The organism is Myxococcales bacterium (assembly GCA_016716835.1).
GTDB lineage: Bacteria > Myxococcota_A > Polyangia > Haliangiales > Haliangiaceae > JADJUW01.
This window is the reverse complement of the sequence record JADJUW010000001.1, coordinates 894,890-911,766: the sequence shown is the minus strand read 5'-3', so window position 1 is coordinate 911,766 and position 16,877 is coordinate 894,890. Positions and strand designations below refer to the sequence as shown.

The window sequence follows — 16,877 nt, the reverse complement described above, 5'->3', positions numbered from 1 at the left end:
CGCAACCATGCGTAAACATTCACGTTGCGCCGGATGATTTTGCCCAGATTACGCGCGCGATCGCCGCAAGCCGGCGTTCATCTTTTGCAGGAAAATGACGCTTTGCAGGGGCTTGTTTACCACCCTTGCAATGAGCGCCCCGAGCACCTCTCGCAAGCGCGTGACGTCTGGCGGGCTTGCTACTAGCGTTGACGCTTGCGAAAGCGACGTGGCGTCGAGCAGGGACGCCAACAAGTGGTCCAAATCGGCGCCCGGCGCGCCTTGAACACCTGCCTGTGCCGCAGCAACGGTCACATCGGCCATCGCCATGAGGTCGGCGCGATCGGGCAAGGAACCGTTGGCATCAAGCATCCGCAGCTCAAACCAACGCAGCCCTACGGGCGTCAGCGTATGCGCCGCAAGGGCCTCATGCATGGCTAACAAGTCTTCAAATATGGCCGGCTCGGCATGGCCGGCGACCGACAACTCCTGTGCCAGCTCGCATGCGTACGCCGCGTGCGCGACGGCGGTCAAATCACCGCCAAGATGCACAAAGGATTGCTCGACCTCCGCCGTGGCGAGCCGCCACATGTCGCCTGGGGTAGGCGCCAACTCAAGGCGCGCCAACGTCATGGTTGATAAGGCACCAGCAAACCGTTTTTTGGAGCCACGCGCTGACCTCGCAAAGGCCGTCAGCTTGCCTAATTCGCGGGTTAGCCAGGTTGTGACAAGATCGGCGTCGCCGTGAGGTACCGCGCGCAGCAAAAATCCCGACGCAAAAACCGGCTGCGCCATCCCTGCGTGCGCTACCCAATACCGAGCATCGGCGCGGAGGCCGCAGTCACGCCGCGCGTTGCGGGTGTCGTTTTCATTAGATATGACAGCGCGATCGTTGCCGCGACTAGCAGGACGATCACGGCAAGCGTCAGGCCGGTTTGCTTTGGCTCTTTCTCACCGCGTAAAAATGGCGAGGAAAAACCGCCCTCGCCCCAGTCGCGATCCGCGCGCGGCCCTTTTGCCCGTGCACGCTCAGCTAGGTCGGGATTGGCATCGTCGATGACCAAGTGAGGCCGAGGCATCTTGCCACTCGCCTGGACCACGAGGGGCGCTGCAGGCACGCCATCCGGCTCTTTCGGGGCGGCAACCTGAACCGGCGTTTCAATAGACGGCGCCGCCACCGCGGGCGTAACCGGGGCATCGGCCACGGCAGCAACCGCGCTTGGCGCCGCACCAAATCGCATCGTTGTCGCGGCAGATACGATGGTACCGACGCGCCCAGCGTCCGGCGCGGCGACTGGACCAGGCGCTAGGCCACACGCCGCGTAGCGTTGCAGCACCGCGGTTGCGTCTAGCCCCACACACTGCGCATAACTGCGCAAATAGCCGCGGACAAACACGTCGGCGTGGAGGGCGTCAAATTGTGCCGCCTCCAAACACGCGAGTACGCGCGCCTGAATGCGCGTGGTCTGCGCCATTTGTTCCAGGCTTAGCCCCTTGGCCTGGCGCGCTTGACGCAACCAGTCCGCGAAAGCCTGCCGCGAGTTGGGTGGCAGCGCCGGCTCGTTGTCGCCGCTCTCAACGTGCGTTGCCTCGGGAGCCGAGGCCGAGGCGTCGCCGACCTGTGCGTATGGCGTAGGTTCAGTGGCGCGCGCAAACCGCGGTGCCGCCGCGGCGGCGAGCGCGGAGGCCGCTTCGACCACGGTCGCTGGTGCCGAAGGGGGCGCCTCAGCGCCGCCTGTTCGCCGTTGCCGGCGCTTGGTGCGCGACGCCTTGCCGGTTGGATTGGTGGGCTCGCTCATGGCGATTCTCCTTCGGGCTCAAAGGCTGGGGGCGGCGCCTCGCCGAGGTCTGCACCCTCCTGCTTGCATTGTAAAGCGATGCAGCTCTTGGGCGCCATGGCCGTGCACGCATCGCGCGTGATAGCGGCGTCGGCGATTAGCCCCTGCTGGCGCTGAGACTGCATCAAATAAAGATACGCCTCGTGAAGCTTTGCGCACTCTTTGGTTTCGATGACCGAAATGAACCGCTCGTTGGCCTCAGCGAACTCTTGTTCGTCAAAGTGGACCCGGCCCAGGCGATAGTTGGCGACGCACATATTTGGAATTTGCTGCACGGCCTGGAGAAGTTCTTTCTTGGCGAGCGAGAACTCCTTGTTTAGGTAGTAGGACCACCCAAGGTGCGCCCGGGTGAGCGCGGGGCTGATTAGGCGCGACGGGTTGCGCAAGGCCTCGACGAGGAAGGTCTTGGCCAGCTCGGGGTCGCTCTGCAGATTGGCCACAATGCCGCGGGTGGACCACGCTTCGGCGTTTTTCGGATCAAGCTCGACCGCCTTAGCAAACTCCTTGGCAGCGCGTTGCAAGTAGGACTCTTGCTCATCGCGAAGCGCGCCGGCTGCATCGCCACGCATGCACGATTGCACTTCGAACAAATTGGTCGCTTGTTGGGCGCGATGAAAGTAGGTCAGCCCGCGGACCATATAGGCATCGCTATTCGAAGCGTCGTAACGAATTGCTTGGGTTGCCTCAGTTTCGGCCGCGTCGAGCTCGCCCGCAGCCAGCCGCGTTTGTGCGAGTTCAAGCCGCGTCCGCGATCGTTCCGGATCGTAGGCCGATTTCACGCACGCCGTAAGCATGGCAACCAGAGCCACCATAACTAGCAAACACGCCGACGGCAGCCGCGCAAATCCAAATGAAAATAGGGCGTTATGGGACAAGGCGGTCGGAACCTACCCCGTGTTCTGTCGAGCTGTCAACCGACTACTTAAGTTGCCACCGGCCTTCGGTGGGCGTATCTGCCCGCCCACCGTCGCCCTTAACTCAAATCTATGATGGATGGCCATTTTTGATCAGGCGTTTGTGGTCATGGCGCAGGCATTCAGAGCCAATGGTGGCACATAATTAAGCGTGGCGATTTCAAGCACCTTCTCGTTCCCATCCCCAGACGGCACGGGCCTCGTCGGCGACTGGTACTTAGCGGGCAGCAGCCGGGGCGTGGCGCTCATTGTCCACGGCTATGCCGAACACGCTGGCCGCTACGCCGAGGTAGCGGGCCAACTATGCGATGAACAACTCGACGTCCTGGCCTTTGATGTCCGCGGTCACGGGCGCTCAGCCGGACGACGCGGGCACTGTCATGAATTTAAAGAGTTTATTGGCGACTACGACGCCGCTTATGAACAAGCGCTGCGTCGCGCCGAGGGCAAACCCGTCATCGTGGTCGGCCACTCGCACGGATCGCTAATCGTGCTGCGAGCCCTATGTCGCGGCGACAAACCACTTCCTCAAGCGGCGATCGTCTCGTCGCCATTTTTGGGTCTTAAGCTGCAGATCTCACCGTTTACCCGAGTTGCGGGAGAGATCGCTAGCCGCGTGTGGCCATCGCTGGCCTTCCCCAACAAGCTCGTCGTCGAAGATCTCACCACCGACCCTGCCAAGCAAGACGAACGCCGTCGCGACCAGTTCTGCAATACCGTCGCAACAGCGCGCTGGTTTACCGAGGCGACGCGGGCGCAAGCTGAGACCCTTGCAATGGCAGAACAAATCACCACGCCTACCTGCTGGCTGGTCGCCGGCGACGACCCGATCGCAGATGCCGCGGCGGCGCGGCGGGTGCAGCGAAGCCTCAAGGCCCAAAGCGAGTTTCACGAGCTAGCGGGTTTTCGCCACGAGGTTTTTAACGAAGCGCAACGCAGTGTCCCCTTTGCACTGATGCGGAAATTTATCAAGCATCAACTGACGTAACTAGTTTCAGCCACTTGCGCCAGAAGATTGGTCAAATTCCGACGCGCATTCACTTTCTCGTTGACACGACGCGTCGGTTTTCCTATGGCTAGCGGCATATGACAGCCCAGGAACGCAAACAGCAAGAGAAGCAACTCCGACGGCGACGCATCCAGCAGGCGGCGCGTGCCGTCTTCGACGAACGCGGCTTCGCCAAAACGTCGATCGAGATGATTGCAAAATCGTCCTCGCTCTCGGTCGGCGCGATCTATTTGTATTTTCAAAGCAAGGAAGATCTCTACGCGTCGCTGCTCGAAGAGTCGTTGGGCCAAATGGACGAAACGCTGCAAACGCTGGGCGCCGCCAATGCGGACCTGCGCACCGTGCTCGCGTCGCTCAGCGCGTGGATGACGCAAGACCAAGAGAGCGCGCGCGTGTTTCGCTTGCTTGCGACCCCAGGCATCCAAAGCCAGCTTTCCGCCGAAGTAAAAGATGCCGTCCGCGACGGCCTCGGCAAGCTGCGTGCTCACCTCTCGGCGGCGATCGCACGCGGCATCCACACCGGCGCGTATCGCGCGATTTCGGCCGACGGTGCCGCGGAGCAAGTCTGGGCCACCTTGCTCGGATGGCTTGAGTACGGCGATTTCCGACGCAATCTTGGGGAAACCGAGATTGACGTGGCGACGCTTTCGATTGCGGCCGCTGAGGCCTCGCTCTCGGCGTCATCGTCGGCCATGCGCGCCGCGGCCTAAGCCTACGTACGCAGGGCTGAATAAGCGCGGACATGCCGCGTCAAACTACATGTGAGTGGCCTTGCCGATCGAACGCTACCGGGCGCCTTAGCCGAGGCTTTCGCCATAGGCGAGGTTATCGGACGCGGCGCGACCAGCCTGGTCTACGCCGCTACCTCGCAACGGGGTCAAGTTGGCGCGCTCAAGGTGATATTTCGTCAGGCGCCAGGCCCCGTTGCGTCTGGCCAGGGTCAGCGAATGGCCGATTGCTCGCGGCTGGTCGAGATCTATCAACGCGGCGCAGTTGCCGGCGCGGCCCACGTTGAATTTGTTTTTATGGAGCGGCTGCAAGGCGACTCCCTGCGCGAGCGGTTGCAGGACGGGCCGCTGCCCTGGCGCGCGGCGCTTCAAACCGCGCGTGACCTAGCGGAGGGGCTCGAGGTGCTCCACCGGGCTGGCTTATTGCACGGCGATGTGAAGCCAGACAATGCGATCGTAACCGCGCGCGGCACGGTTTTGGTCGACCTTGACCACCTCGGCCGCATTGATGACGAACAAGCTGCCACGGGCGCAGGCACGCCCGCGTACATGGCGCCCGAACAAGCGACGAGCTCGCGCCTTTCCGCGGCCGTTGACGTCTACGCCTTGGGGTGTGTTCTCTTCGAAATGCTAACGGGTGCGCCGCCATTTCGAGGGAATGGTTTGGCGCTTGCCGTTGAACATGCATCCACGCCGCTGCCGCTGCGTCGCCTCGGGCGCGGCGTGCCAATTGAGATCGCTTCGCTGCTCGAGTCCCTGTGTGCCAAACAGGCCCGTAAGAGACCATCGGCGCACGAGGCTGTGGCGCGGCTCGAGAGGCTGCTAAGGCCTTCGGCACGTCGTGCACGCGCTGCCTGGGCAACCGTGCTCCTCGGCGCGCTGATCGCAGCGGGGCTCGGCGCGTCGGAGCTGCTGGTGCCAACCACGATCGCCGCGCCCCAGTCGGCGCCGGTTAACGCGTGGGTGTATATGCTTGCCGCCCACGCTTCGCCGCCGCGCCAGGTTATGGTTGGCGGAGATGACCTCCAATTGACGTTGTCGGCGGTGGGCGGCGTCATCACGCTGGACATTTCTGATGAAGATGGCCTCCCCGTGCCGCTGCGTGAAATTGTTGTGGCTGTTGCAAGTGCGGATGAAACCCCGATCATATTTTCGGCGCAGGTGGTGCGTCCGGGGCGCTGGCAGGTTCGCGTCCCCGCCGCGATGGCCAGCGTAAATGTCGCGGTCTATCTACCCGATCGCGATGCCTCGCTGCGGGCCTTGCTGTAGTTAACCGCGATGCACGTCGCGGATGCCCCTTAAAATAAAGCCGTTTGTTTACCAGTTTTCAATGAAAATGCCGCGATGTGGCTAGCCGTGACCGCATAAAAACAAGTGAAGTCGACCGCGAATGCCCGCCGGGAGCTGCCGTCGATCGCAACCGACCACGCGATGGCGCCCGTGGCGGTTTCATAGGACGTTACAGTTTTATCTCGAACGACTACTACGCGCTCCCCCACGACGGCCATAAACTCCGCGTCACCCGCTTTACCATCGCTCGGCGTTTGCCAGACCGGTACATTCTTTTCTGAGATTGCTACAACTGCACCGCGTAAGGTGCCATCCAGCATTTGGCACCCCAATACGTTTAGAGTGCCCGCCTTGATGGTGAGGTTGCACTTCATGTCGGACCGCTTAAATGAAGTCCGTTTGCAAGCTTGCCCTTCTGGGCAGTATGTATCTGACAAATCTCGCGGCCTACACGCGGCAGCTCCGTCCACCTTGGCGCCGGTGCGGGTATCGAATTGCAGCCAGCGATTTGCACCGTAAGGCCGCCCGAATGCGATAAGTCCGCCCGCGACACAGTGCTCATCCAAGTCGGCTTCATTGTTGGTCACTGCGCCTTCGTAGCGCTTGACCACCGCACCCGAGGCTTTGTCATAAAACATGATCACATCGCTGAGCATGACAATGACGCGATCCCCGGTAACCACTAGCCCTGCAGGGTAATGGTCGCTCTCAGCAAAAGGCTGCGCCCATTCCAACCGAAGCGAACTTCGCGCCGCGCGCACAATGTGAGAATTGGTCGCGAAGTAGACGCTACCTTGATGAACTTGAATAATTTTTGGGTCGGCGCCGTACGAGGGCTTGCTGTCGCCTCTGCTAACTGACGTGACCGCAGTTCTCGTCAACGCATCGGCCTGTTGCCTCTTTGCCCCGTAGAACGAAAACGCGGCCAACCCACATGCAATCACCACACCTAAAACTAAGAAGACAACATGATACGCCGCGTAAGGGCGATATGGCTTGCCAGGCGTCCACGCTGGCTGATGAGGGGTGACGAGGTGGCCGTCCAATACATCGGGAATGCCGTCGTTGTTGCTATCTTCGTACACCACATCGCGAGCGATTTGCCGGATCGCCGTCTTGCCCGGCAGCCCGCTTGGATTATTTGGCTTGTGGCAATAGGTGCAAATGACCACGCCCAAGTCGGCGGCGAGTGGAGCATTGCAGTAGGCACACTGAATCTTCGGCGTCATGCGCATTTATTGTCCCATACATGGTCGGGTGACCAAATCGAAATTGGAATCCCAGTCTTTGCGGAGGTGGCCCCTATTGGCAAATAAATCCGTGGAAGCTGCCGTTGTTGACCGCGATGCACGCCCCGGCGCGTTCCGCGCGCGAGCTCACCTGGATGGCAGCTGCATCACTTTCACAGTGTAAGCTATAGAATGGCAGCGGGGCTGGGGCGCCTGGGAGGCCGGGGGCACCTATGTTGAAGAGTTTGGCCTCTGTCACGACATGGCCAGACTGCGTCTGGCCCCAGATGCCTGGAGGTGGCGCTATCCCAGGCGATCCATAATCTATGCCCTGGGATTTAAATGTTGACGCCATGTTGTGGATGAATTCCGGGCACACATAAAACTTCCAACCCATCTCCGTAATCGCCGCTTGCGACGATTCGTTAATCGATCCAATTGGAATACTGGCATCCACTTGCTCTTCAAAGCCCAACTCGGGCGCGGTGGGCACGGGGGCTAGGTCCCTGGCTTTGTACATGTCGTCGGCGCTGCCCGACTCGCCCGAAAGGCAGCCGGCGCCCATCGAGCAAACAAGCGACATCGCGAGGATTGATTTGGTTTTTATTTTCATAGCGAGACTACCTAATTCAAACCCCGTGCCAGATTGGTCGGACATCTGCGTGGCGCCTCCAAGTAGTACTCTCAACAACTTACGAGACCAAACCGCCATCAAAGCGCCGTTGTCCACCCTGCTATGAGGGGGAGAGCCCCATGCCTGCCTCGGAGTCAGCAACCGCCCCCGCGGCGCCGGCGCAGTTCTTTGCCCACACCGCCATTTAGACCTACAATTTGGGAGCTCCTCGTGCGTGGCCCCTTCCTCCCTCTCCGCGCGCTTTTCGGGCTGCTACTGCTGGGGCTGCTCTCTACCGCTGCATGCAAGCAACAGGGACCTTTCGTAGATGGGCCCGATCGTCGAGAATCGTGGGTCGATTGGCTTGGTCGGTTTGAATCCGCGGTTAACGACAGTACGCTACCTGATCGAGATCGGCGCCAGCTGAGTCTCGACTTCTGGTCCGTGCAAGCGTCACTGCCCCCGCCGCTCGCGCAGCAGGGCGCAGCTTGCCTTCATGCGCTGTTCCGGAGATCCCGGGACGTCCGCGACTGCTATCGTACGCTTTCATTCGCTGCGATCGAAAACGAGCGCGCCGAATTGGCGGCGCTAGTCATTCCGCAGACCTTGGGTATGGCGGCACAACGGGAGGCGCTCGCGAGTACCCAGCTTCTCGACTCCCGCGTCTTCTGGAGCAATTATTCGACCGCAAACTTCGGTGCGTGGCCCGATACGCTAGTTATCGGCCTGGTCGGGGCGGCGATCGCCGGTTTACTCTGGCTAATTGGCGGGCGGCGCAAGCGACCTTGGTACGATTGGGCCGTGCTGATGGCGACCGCGCCGTTCGCGCTGGCGATCGCCCTTTCAAGTCTTTGGGTCGGCATCGCGGCGGGCTTGGGCGTCGCACTGCTCAGCAGACGTACTCGCTACGCGGGTTGTCTCGGACCCTTGCCATTGTTTCTTGCATATTGGGCTGTCGAGTACTCGGATTCCTTACCCCCGCGCTGCGAGGCGTGCACCGCAGAAACTACGGCAGTCATGCAATCGGTTTGTGTCAATAGTGCCAAAAATTGTAAATCTAAGCTCGAGTACGAATTTCTCGGCGGACTAGGGGGTGTCCCTAGTTTTTGAGCGTGGCCCATGCGTGATTTGCCATGGCGCGAAGTGCTTGTCCGATATGTGGGCCGCGCAAGCGGACCGGCAGGTGAGCGCACATGTCTTCCTGCTCGCAGATAGCACCCCTCCCGGGCGCTGCGAGACCGCTGTGGTATCCACATCCCTCGGTGCTAGTCACACCGCCCTGCAATCTATGCTCGCGGAAGAAACGTGCGCCACCTGCCGGTAGGTGGCCCACGCAGGCGAGGCGCGGCCTAGGTTAGCCACCTCCAGGCACAGGCGAGTTCGACCAGCGCGAGGTAGTTACGGGCGGATTTCTCGTAGCGGCTGGCGACGGCACGAAACCGCTTAAGGCCGTGAAAACAGCATTCGACGAGGTACCGACTGGCGTAGGCGTGGCGATCAAGTCGACGCCGCCGCGTGCGTACCGGAAGCGCGGCAATCACGGGCCGCATGTCCCGCGCTCTGACTTCAGCGACGAACGCGTCGGAGTCGTAGCCCGTGTCGCCGAGGAGCGCTGCGCCCTGAGCATAGTCGAGCAGCTCCATGGCGGCGGTCATTTCGTGGCGCTGGCCGGGCGTGAGCGTGACGTGGAGCGGCCGGCCCCGCCGTCGGTGATCGCGTGGATCTTGGTGGAGAAGCCGCCTCGACTACGACCCAAACAGTTGAATTCGGGCCCCCTTTTCCACCCGCGGCATCTTGGTGGGCGCGGACGTTACTGCCATCAACAATAGATCCGGATTTATCGACACGAACCTGCAGCGCCTTAAAGATGAGTTTCCAATAACCGCGCTTAGACCAGTTGTTGAAGCGATTGTAGACGCTTTCCACGGCCCGAAGCGCTCGGGCAGATCACGCCACGGCAGGCCTGTCTTGGCGCGAAAGAGCACCGCATCTACGAACTGTCGGTCGCCGATTTTGGCGCTTGGCCCACGCTGCTGCTTGGGTATGACCGCGACCAAGCGCGCCCACTGCTCGTCTGTTAAAGCATGCCGTCGCATGCCTTGGTTGGATCACATGCTCAGTAGCGCGGACAAGCCGCGCCACATGCTTTCACGTAACCGATCGAAATGATCGAGGTTTCCGCATGCAAAAACTAGGGACGCCCCCTAGTGGTGGCACAACAGCCGTTCGACAGAAAACTGCTCGCGCAGGCATCGGTTCGTGTGCGCTATAACCCGGCCAACCCGTTCGAGCATCGCCTGGTCGGCGATCGCCGCGACACTGAAGCGCTGTGGATGTCCGGTAGCGTGGTGGGGTGGATCTTGTCAATTTTCGCTGCAATTCTCGCATTTAAAAATAACAAGCATCCACGCTTGCGGAGATTTCTGAATACTCTGGCGGTCGTGCTTGGAACAGCAAGCGCGGTCGGTTACGCAGTCGTGTTAGTCGAGTTCCGGCAGGGCCGCCTGGCCGACGGGATGTACCCACTCAACATGGGAGTGTTGCTTGCATTGGGCGCGCTGGTAGTGTGGTGTTTATGGAACGAAAAAAATAAAGTCGCTCGCCGTGGCGACCGCGCGCCAATGATCTGAGGGCTTTCCAACCTCCCTGATCCGGTCACGTCCCGCCGTGCAGGCACTTCGCGCCGCTTGCCGTACCGCGCAAGCTCGGCCTAGAATTTCTTCGCCCCCGAGGATTGTGACTATGTTACAGGGGATTTAAATGCCCGCCTTCTAGGCTTGTAGCGTTAGATGCCGCAAGGGACTCTGGGTCAGGCGGCTTTGCGGCGCTTGAACTTCCCAGCTGAGGGGATAGCGGCGGCGATGGTTCGTAGAATAGCAACCGCCTTGTCTGGGCCGCCTAACTTCTCAACAATTTCTCGTTCGAGAATCAGCGTGCCCAGAGACCGCTCTGCCTTTGACAAGTATTTCCCACGTTGGGATTTTGACCAGTCGTAGTTGCGCATATCAAATTCACTACGTGCCATCGCGATACCTCTTTCTCTGCTGAGGAGATGCTTTGCGTGCGCTAATAATTCGAATTCGATCGCGGATCTCAATCGAGACCACGAACAACACACGGTCGTTTTGGGTTGCCCCGATTAACACGAAACGATGCGGGTCATCTTTGTCTGGTGCTGTAATCGCCAGAGGATCGAGAAAACATTCGATGGCCTCAACAAAGCTAACATGATGTTTTTGAAGGTTAGACGCTGCCTTGGCTTCGTCCCATTCAAAGTCACCAAACCGCACCGTCGCCATAGTTTCGATATTAAACTAACACAGAGGCCCGCCTCGGAGCCAGCAGCCACCCCTGCGGTGCCGACGCAGTTCCTTGCCCCCACCGCCAATTTGGCCTAGAATTTACTTGCTCCTCTTGCGCCGACCCTTCCTACCTCTCCGCGCGCTGTTCGGGCTGTTGCTGCTGGGGCTGCTCACGACCGCTGCGTGCATGGAACAGGGAACTCTCGTGGATGGGCCCGATCCTTCGGGATCGTGGGTCAATTGGCTTGAGCGGTTTGAATCCGCGGTCAACGGCAGTACGCAATCCGATCGAGATCGGCGCAAGCTAAGTCTCGACTTCTGGTCCGTGCAATCGTCATTGGCCCCGCCGCTCGCGCAGCAGGGCGCCACTTGCCTTCAGGCTCTCCTCCAGAGTTCACCGGGCGTTCGCGATTGCTATCGAGCGCTTTCATTCGCCGCGATCGAACGCGAGCGCGCCGAATTGGGGGCGCCTAACGTTTCGCAGAGCTGGCGCCTGAAGGCACAACATGAGGCGCTCGCAAGTACCGACCGTCTCGATGTTACCGTATTTTGGAGGATGTATTCGGCCGCCAAGCGCGGCGCATGGGTCGATATGTTGCTGCATCGACATGGTCGAGAGCTAGTCATCGGCCTGGTTGGGACGGCGATCGCCGGTCTGCTATGGCTAGTTGGAGGGCGGCGCAAGCGACCTTGGTACGGTTGGGCCGTGTTGGTGGCAACCGCGCCGTTCGTGCTGGCACTCGCCCTTTCAAGCCTTTGGGTCGGTATGACGGCGGGCTTTGGCGTCGCATTGCTCAGCGGACGTACACGTGGCGCGGGTGGTCTCGGACTATTGGCATTGCTGCTTGCATATTGTGTTCTCTGGTATCTCGCAGATTCCTTTCCCCCGCGGTGCGACGCCTGCACGGCAGAAACCACGGCAGGTGCGCAAGTGGTTTGCATCGGTCGCGATCATGTTGATCATGGATGTTTCACCCAGCTTGAGTACCAATTTCTACAAGGTCTTGTGGTCGCACAGCGCACGGTCGACAGAACATTGCGCGCTCAGTCAAACGTTCGTGTCCGCTATAACCCGGCCAATCCCTTCGAGCATCGACTGGTCGACGATCGCCGCGATCCTGAAGCGCTGTGGGTGTCTGGTAGCGTGGTGGCGTTGATCTTGGCGGCTTACGCCGCATATTTTTCTTTAGTAAATAGCAAGCGTACGCGCTTGCGAAGATTCCTGAATACCTCAGCGGTCGTGTGTGGAACAGCAAGCGCGGTCGGTTACGCAGTCGTGTTAGTCGAGTTCCGGCTATACGGAATATACCCGCTCATCATGGGAACGTTGCTTGCGTTAGGCGCGTTGGTGGTGTGGAATTTCTGGGCCGAAAAAAAAGAAGACGCTCGCCGTGGCGACCGCACGCCGATGATGTGAGGGCTTTCCAACCTCCCTGATCCGGTCACGTCCCGCCCTACAGGCACTTCGCGCCGCTTGCCGTACCGCGCAAGCTCGGCCTCGGTTCCCACACGAGTCAGAAAATTCTAGGCCGAAATGCGAAGGTTGCTCAGGGGCAGCGGCTGGCATACAATTAGCTACTGCCCAAAGTGCGTGATTTCATGCGTTCGCGCAAATCACGCACTTTGCTGGACAACCAACTACAATTAATTTGAATTTCGGAGGGGTACGTGACCCCACGCCAATGTAGCCATCGTCGACAGGCCGCGGCGGCGATCGCCCGGCTCGCCCACACGCCGGTCAGCGTCGTCGCTAACCAGTTTGCGGTAGTGACCGCCGGTTGCGCCCCATCACCCAGTGCCGTAGCGCGAAGCCAAGCGCCGTGCCGATGGCGAACACCGCCCAAAATGCCAGCGTGCTCCGTTGGTTCAGCGGGTGCAGCAAGTTCATGCCCATGACGCTTGCGATGGCGGTAATGGGGAAAAACCATGCCGCCAGCGAGTTGAGACGTTGGCTTGCAATCAGCGCCTCGCTGGCCAGCGCGTTTTGTTCCTCCGCCTGCTTGGCGATGCGGTATTGCAAGGCGTTGCGCGTGTCGGCGGTGAGCAGTTCGAAGTCGCGGTCGATCTCGTACGCTAGGTCGCGGAAGGTCACCAATTCCGGTGCGTTGGCGATGGCGTCGCGAGCGCTCTGCAGCGCGATGTACAAGTTGCGGGCGGCGCGGGAGAGCGGTGCCAGACGCTCCAAGAGCTGAAACAAGTCGGCTACGGAGTCGGCGCGCTCGTACTGATCGGTCAGATCGTCTTCGATGCGGGCAAATGCAGCCAGGTGTTGCGGCAGGCCTTGTAGCGCAGCGCCCCCTGCACTGGTCGAAGCGCTCCACCGACCCGTTGGGTCTCGCCAAAAGAATACGCCGCGCCTGGCGTGCTCGTTCGCGTTGGGGGGCGCGTGGAGAATCAGGACTAAATGTCCATCGGTGGTCAGCGCACGTTGGCGGCCGATCGTAGTCGCGCCGACGCGCTCGCTAATTGCGGGCGGCACTGCCCATTCGCTTGGTAACCCCATAAGGCGTTATCTTATGCCGAAACCAGAGGATAGGAAATTCTAGGCCGAAAGGGCGGAGGGTGGAAGGCGCAGGGCCGGGGCTGCCGGGTTGCAAGATGCCGGATCCGCGGTGATTTGAAGCCTTCAGATCACTGAGATTGGCGACAAAGCACCTCATGTGCCACGTCCGCGTTGGCGACTAGCGAAACTCCCACGTATCGCCAAATAGTACCGCTGGTCCACCACCCCACTCCTGCGCGGCACCGCCAAAGAGCAACACGCTGGTGCGCGCAGCGTCGTACACCATCGCCCCAAACATGCGAGCAGGCGGCGGACCATCGCCGCCTGCCGGCAGCTCAACAAAGGCGGTACCATCCCACGACCACGTATCGTCCGCGGGGCTATTGCCTTGGCGGCCTCCAAACAAAATGGTTCGTTGCCGAAACGCGTCGTACGTCATGACTCGACCTTCTGCCGCCTTCGGTGAAGCTTGCGGCACGACTTGTGTCCAGTTAAGGGCGTCCCATTCCGATGTCGTGACATCGAGTGACTGTGAATTACTGCTCCCCAACAAAACAACTCGCTCTCGATGGCCATCGTATGCGATGGGAGCATTGCGATGGAACCACGGCGTCGTCATCGCAAGCTCAGTCCACGTTGTGCCATCCCATTGCCAGGTGTCCCTGAAGGGGATTGTGGACTGGCCACCGGCGAGCACGACTACCTCGCGAGCCGCGTCATAAACCATGGCCGGGCCATAGCGCGCAGGTGGCGACGTCGGCGGCGACAGCAACGTCCACGTCGTACCGTCCCACTCCCACATGTCGCCGAGAACTCCCCCCGAAGCGTAATTTACGCCACCAAATAGCACAACGCGCTGCCGCTTGGCATCATAAGCCATGCCGGCCTCACGACGTGCGGGCGGTGACACCGCTGGCGTGCGCAGCGTCCACGTGGTGCCGTTCCACTCCCAAGTATCGTTGTAGTGGTAGTTTGCGTTACCCCCACCGCCAAACAATACAGCCACGCCGCGTTGCGCGTCGTAGGCGATGGCGGCTTGCTGCCGCGCCGGCGGCGACTCTGCAGGCTGCAACCGCCGCCAAACCGCTGGCTCAAACTGACAAGTACTGTTGCAGCCGTCGCCGTCCTGCGTGTTGTGATCATCGCAGGCCTCGCCCGATGACGCCGAAATCTCACCATCGCCACACGTCGGCAGCGCGGGTTCGCAGCCTGCGCCGTCACATGGCGCCAAGGCGGGGTCAATGCACGCAACACTAAGTGTTGTCGCAAGTAGCGACACCACGGGTATCATATTTCGAAATGTCATGTGTACCTTTTTTGGATTCGAGCGAAAATAAAAATCCGTCTTTGCAGAAGTGGCTATTGGCAAATAAAGCCGTGGAAGCTGCCGTTGTTGACTGCCACACATGGCGTGCCGGAGAAGCGCGCCCCCACAGAAATTGCTGGTACGTCGCTTGAGCACCACAACAAATATGCAGGCAATGAAGGAGTCCCACCGATTGGCGGGGGGATTGTAAGATCGTCGAATCTGGCTTCAGTCACCACATGGCCAGACTGAGTCTGGCCCCAGATGCCTGGAGGTGGCGCTATCCCAGGCGATCCATAATCTATGCCCTGGGATTTAAATGTTGACGCCATGTTGTGGATGAATTCCGGGCACACATAAAACTTCCAACCCATCTCCGTAATCGCCGCTTGCGACGATTCGTTAATCGATCCGATTGGAATACTGGCATCCACTTGCTCTTCAAAGCCCAACTCGGGCGCGGTGGGCACGGGGGCTAGGTCCCTGGCTTTGTACGTGTCGTCGGCGCTGCCCGACTCGCCCGAAAGGCAGCCGGCGCCCATCGAGCAAACAAGCGACATCGCGAGGATTGATTTGGTTTTTGTTTTCATAACGAGAATACCTAATTCAAACCCCGTGCCAGATTGGTCGGACATCCGCGGGCCACATCCAAGTAATGCTCTCGCCAACTTACGAGACCAAACCGCCATCAAAGCGCCGTTGTCCACCCTGCTATGAGGGGGAGAGCCCCAGGCCCGCAGGGGGACGCCGCGCAGAGAGATTAGTAAACTCTGAGCGAAATTGGCGGACGTCGGTCAGCTAGGGCAGCGGCTGGCAGTCGGGGACTCACCAGATTTCGACATGCGCCACCCTCAACCACAACGACGGTCAGCAACCGGCAGCCATCGCACGGCCCTGCCGCGCGTCGCGATGCGCTTAAAAGGCGATCGGCAGGTCAAACTGTCCGCCGTTTTGGGTTTTCTTGAACGTCGCCGTTTGCAGCGCGGCGGCGACGCATGAGCCCACCGCGTCGTCGAACGACCCAAGCACTGTGGTGCTGCTTACCCTACCATCGCCGCCAATTTTTACGCGCACGTTGATTTTGCCCCTGGCGCTAGATTTTGCGCTGCACGATGTCAAGCGGGCTTTCACGCTGGAAACGCCGCTATGAAACGCCGCCATGTCGAGATCTTCGTCAAGCTCGGTCGTGCTTGCGGCCGGCCTGCTGCGGCCGCTCTGAGTCTCCGCCCGGTCAAGATCTTCGTGCGGCCCGCTCGTGCTTGCGGCCGGCCTGCTGCCGGCGCTCCTCCGGTATTTTGTGCAGCACGCCAGCGGCTTCTCCGCCAACATGCAGTCAACCTCCGAGCAGCCCGTGGGCGCCTTGGTTGTCGCAACGACAGGCGCAGCGCCTGGGGTCGCCACCATCAACTGGTCTCCACTTTCGTTGTCCGCCTTTGTTGTCGCAATGACAGGCGAACCAGCCTCGGCCTCTCCGGCATTGGATATTTTGCCATTTTGCTTGTTGCTGCACGCAACGGAAATTGCGGCACCCAGCAGCAATACCAGGCGCACTCGATATAAATTTTGCATTTGGCTCGCACTGCGCATATTCGTCATTGTCTTTCCTTATCAGTGTCTCATTTTTCCGACAAAGCCGGTTAGGTCCGTCGCCATTGCGATCGCCACCAGTCGCCTCGCGATCGCACTCGCAGTGACAAACCTCGGCACGCTACTACCGAGCACAGATGCGACCATCCCCCCTGGGTCCTAGATATGGGCTATTGGCAAATAAAGCCGTGGAAGCTGCCATTGTTGACAGCGAAGCACACCTCAGTTCCTGGCACGGTCGAGCTCACTTCGATGGTTAGTACGTCACTTGCACAGGTGAGTTGGCTTAATCCTTCTTGTCCGGGGTTTTTCGGGGTTGATGGCGTTGTACGCGTGGAATATGGCCTGGGTCACGACATGGCCAGACTGGGTCTGGCCCCAGATGCCTGGAGGTGGCGCTATCCCAGGCGATCCATAATCTATGCCCTGGGATTTAAATGTTGACGCCATGTTGTGGATGAATTCCGGGCACGCATAAAACTTCCAACCCATCTCCGTAATCGCCGCTTGCGACGATTCGTTAATCGATCCGATTGGAATACTGGCATCCACTTGCTCTTCAAAGCCCAACTCGGGCGC

At 60.1% G+C, this 16,877-nt stretch carries 18 protein-coding genes; 5 read left to right on the top strand and 13 right to left on the bottom strand.

The window, feature by feature from the left end:
* Positions 1-48: 48 nt before the first annotated feature.
* From recO to IPL79_04020, 3 genes are read right to left on the bottom strand one after another with little or no spacing between them, the layout of a single operon-like run.
* Complete coding sequence (recO, locus tag IPL79_04030; GenBank protein ID MBK9070159.1) at positions 49-774, bottom strand: DNA repair protein RecO; 726 nt, start codon at positions 772-774, stop codon at positions 49-51.
* An 11-nt stretch (positions 775-785) separates the two neighbouring features.
* A complete protein-coding gene (locus IPL79_04025) occupies positions 786-1,778 on the bottom strand; it encodes a helix-turn-helix domain-containing protein (GenBank protein ID MBK9070158.1) in 993 nt (330 codons plus the stop codon).
* Positions 1,775-2,596, bottom strand: a complete 822-nt coding sequence (locus IPL79_04020) for a tetratricopeptide repeat protein (GenBank protein ID MBK9070157.1) — start codon at positions 2,594-2,596, stop codon at positions 1,775-1,777. Before IPL79_04020 ends, IPL79_04025 begins: the two co-directional genes overlap by 4 nt.
* Positions 2,597-2,882: 286 nt before the next feature.
* Between IPL79_04020 and IPL79_04015 the strand changes: the two genes are divergently transcribed.
* The 3 genes from IPL79_04015 (at position 2,883) to IPL79_04005 (ending at position 5,737) form a co-directional block, all read left to right on the top strand.
* Positions 2,883-3,719, top strand: a complete 837-nt coding sequence (locus IPL79_04015; GenBank protein ID MBK9070156.1) for an alpha/beta hydrolase — start codon at positions 2,883-2,885, stop codon at positions 3,717-3,719.
* Between the two features lie 98 nt (positions 3,720-3,817).
* Positions 3,818-4,450: a TetR/AcrR family transcriptional regulator gene (locus IPL79_04010; GenBank protein MBK9070155.1), complete on the top strand. Its 633-nt coding sequence runs from the start codon at positions 3,818-3,820 to the stop codon at positions 4,448-4,450.
* 51 nt (positions 4,451-4,501) lie between these two features.
* Complete coding sequence (locus IPL79_04005; GenBank protein ID MBK9070154.1) at positions 4,502-5,737, top strand: serine/threonine protein kinase; 1,236 nt, start codon at positions 4,502-4,504, stop codon at positions 5,735-5,737.
* A 29-nt stretch (positions 5,738-5,766) separates the two neighbouring features.
* On the opposite strand, the gene IPL79_04000 is transcribed toward IPL79_04005, so the two are convergent.
* From IPL79_04000 to IPL79_03985, 4 genes are all read right to left on the bottom strand, one after another.
* A complete protein-coding gene (locus IPL79_04000) occupies positions 5,767-6,987 on the bottom strand; it encodes a PQQ-binding-like beta-propeller repeat protein (GenBank protein MBK9070153.1) in 1,221 nt (406 codons plus the stop codon).
* Positions 6,988-7,060: 73 nt separating this feature from the next.
* Positions 7,061-7,600 carry a hypothetical protein gene (locus IPL79_03995; GenBank protein ID MBK9070152.1) on the bottom strand — a complete coding sequence of 180 codons (540 nt, stop codon included), beginning with the start codon at positions 7,598-7,600 and terminating at the stop codon, positions 7,061-7,063.
* A 1,349-nt stretch (positions 7,601-8,949) separates the two neighbouring features.
* A complete protein-coding gene (locus IPL79_03990) occupies positions 8,950-9,255 on the bottom strand; it encodes a transposase (GenBank protein ID MBK9070151.1) in 306 nt (101 codons plus the stop codon).
* A gap of 90 nt (positions 9,256-9,345) precedes the next feature.
* Positions 9,346-9,696: a transposase gene (locus IPL79_03985; GenBank protein ID MBK9070150.1), complete on the bottom strand. Its 351-nt coding sequence runs from the start codon at positions 9,694-9,696 to the stop codon at positions 9,346-9,348.
* 111 nt (positions 9,697-9,807) lie between these two features.
* On the opposite strand from IPL79_03985, the gene IPL79_03980 reads away from it, so the two are divergent.
* A complete protein-coding gene (locus IPL79_03980) occupies positions 9,808-10,230 on the top strand; it encodes a hypothetical protein (protein MBK9070149.1) in 423 nt (140 codons plus the stop codon).
* Between the two features lie 179 nt (positions 10,231-10,409).
* On the opposite strand, the gene IPL79_03975 is transcribed toward IPL79_03980, so the two are convergent.
* Both IPL79_03975 and IPL79_03970 read right to left on the bottom strand, forming a co-directional pair.
* Complete coding sequence (locus IPL79_03975) at positions 10,410-10,625, bottom strand: hypothetical protein (protein MBK9070148.1); 216 nt, start codon at positions 10,623-10,625, stop codon at positions 10,410-10,412.
* Positions 10,615-10,899 (bottom strand): BrnT family toxin, encoded by a 285-nt coding sequence (locus IPL79_03970; protein ID MBK9070147.1) that lies wholly within the window; start codon positions 10,897-10,899, stop codon positions 10,615-10,617. The genes IPL79_03975 and IPL79_03970 overlap by 11 nt, the downstream gene beginning before the upstream one ends.
* A 115-nt stretch (positions 10,900-11,014) precedes the next feature.
* Between IPL79_03970 and IPL79_03965 the strand changes: the two genes are divergently transcribed.
* A complete protein-coding gene (locus tag IPL79_03965; protein MBK9070146.1) occupies positions 11,015-12,319 on the top strand; it encodes a hypothetical protein in 1,305 nt (434 codons plus the stop codon).
* A gap of 333 nt (positions 12,320-12,652) precedes the next feature.
* Here the strand turns inward: IPL79_03965 and IPL79_03960 are convergent, their stop codons facing one another.
* The 4 genes from IPL79_03960 to IPL79_03945 form a co-directional block, all read right to left on the bottom strand.
* Positions 12,653-13,405, bottom strand: coding sequence for a hypothetical protein (locus tag IPL79_03960; GenBank protein MBK9070145.1), 753 nt, complete (start codon positions 13,403-13,405; stop codon positions 12,653-12,655).
* A 178-nt stretch (positions 13,406-13,583) separates the two neighbouring features.
* Positions 13,584-14,813, bottom strand: coding sequence for a hypothetical protein (locus tag IPL79_03955; GenBank protein MBK9070144.1), 1,230 nt, complete (start codon positions 14,811-14,813; stop codon positions 13,584-13,586).
* Complete coding sequence (locus IPL79_03950) at positions 14,765-15,301, bottom strand: hypothetical protein (protein ID MBK9070143.1); 537 nt, start codon at positions 15,299-15,301, stop codon at positions 14,765-14,767. The genes IPL79_03955 and IPL79_03950 overlap by 49 nt, the downstream gene beginning before the upstream one ends.
* Before the next feature lie 325 nt (positions 15,302-15,626).
* Positions 15,627-16,307 (bottom strand): hypothetical protein, encoded by a 681-nt coding sequence (locus IPL79_03945; protein MBK9070142.1) that lies wholly within the window; start codon positions 16,305-16,307, stop codon positions 15,627-15,629.
* Positions 16,308-16,877: the final 570 nt, after the last annotated feature.

Coding starts and splice junctions, on each gene's coding strand:
- recO (MBK9070159.1), bottom strand. CDS start 774: ATGGCGCAGCCGGTTTTTGCGTCGGGATTTTTGCTGCGCGCGGTACCT.
- IPL79_04025 (MBK9070158.1), bottom strand. CDS start 1,778: ATGAGCGAGCCCACCAATCCAACCGGCAAGGCGTCGCGCACCAAGCGC.
- IPL79_04010 (MBK9070155.1), top strand. CDS start 3,818: ATGACAGCCCAGGAACGCAAACAGCAAGAGAAGCAACTCCGACGGCGA.
- IPL79_04000 (MBK9070153.1), bottom strand. CDS start 6,987: ATGACGCCGAAGATTCAGTGTGCCTACTGCAATGCTCCACTCGCCGCC.
- IPL79_03995 (MBK9070152.1), bottom strand. CDS start 7,600: ATGAAAATAAAAACCAAATCAATCCTCGCGATGTCGCTTGTTTGCTCG.
- IPL79_03990 (MBK9070151.1), bottom strand. CDS start 9,255: ATGACCGCCGCCATGGAGCTGCTCGACTATGCTCAGGGCGCAGCGCTC.
- IPL79_03985 (MBK9070150.1), bottom strand. CDS start 9,696: ATGCGACGGCATGCTTTAACAGACGAGCAGTGGGCGCGCTTGGTCGCG.
- IPL79_03975 (MBK9070148.1), bottom strand. CDS start 10,625: ATGGCACGTAGTGAATTTGATATGCGCAACTACGACTGGTCAAAATCC.
- IPL79_03970 (MBK9070147.1), bottom strand. CDS start 10,899: ATGGCGACGGTGCGGTTTGGTGACTTTGAATGGGACGAAGCCAAGGCA.
- IPL79_03960 (MBK9070145.1), bottom strand. CDS start 13,405: ATGGGGTTACCAAGCGAATGGGCAGTGCCGCCCGCAATTAGCGAGCGC.
- IPL79_03955 (MBK9070144.1), bottom strand. CDS start 14,813: ATGTGTGGCAGTCAACAACGGCAGCTTCCACGGCTTTATTTGCCAATA.
- IPL79_03950 (MBK9070143.1), bottom strand. CDS start 15,301: ATGAAAACAAAAACCAAATCAATCCTCGCGATGTCGCTTGTTTGCTCG.
- IPL79_03945 (MBK9070142.1), bottom strand. CDS start 16,307: ATGACGAATATGCGCAGTGCGAGCCAAATGCAAAATTTATATCGAGTG.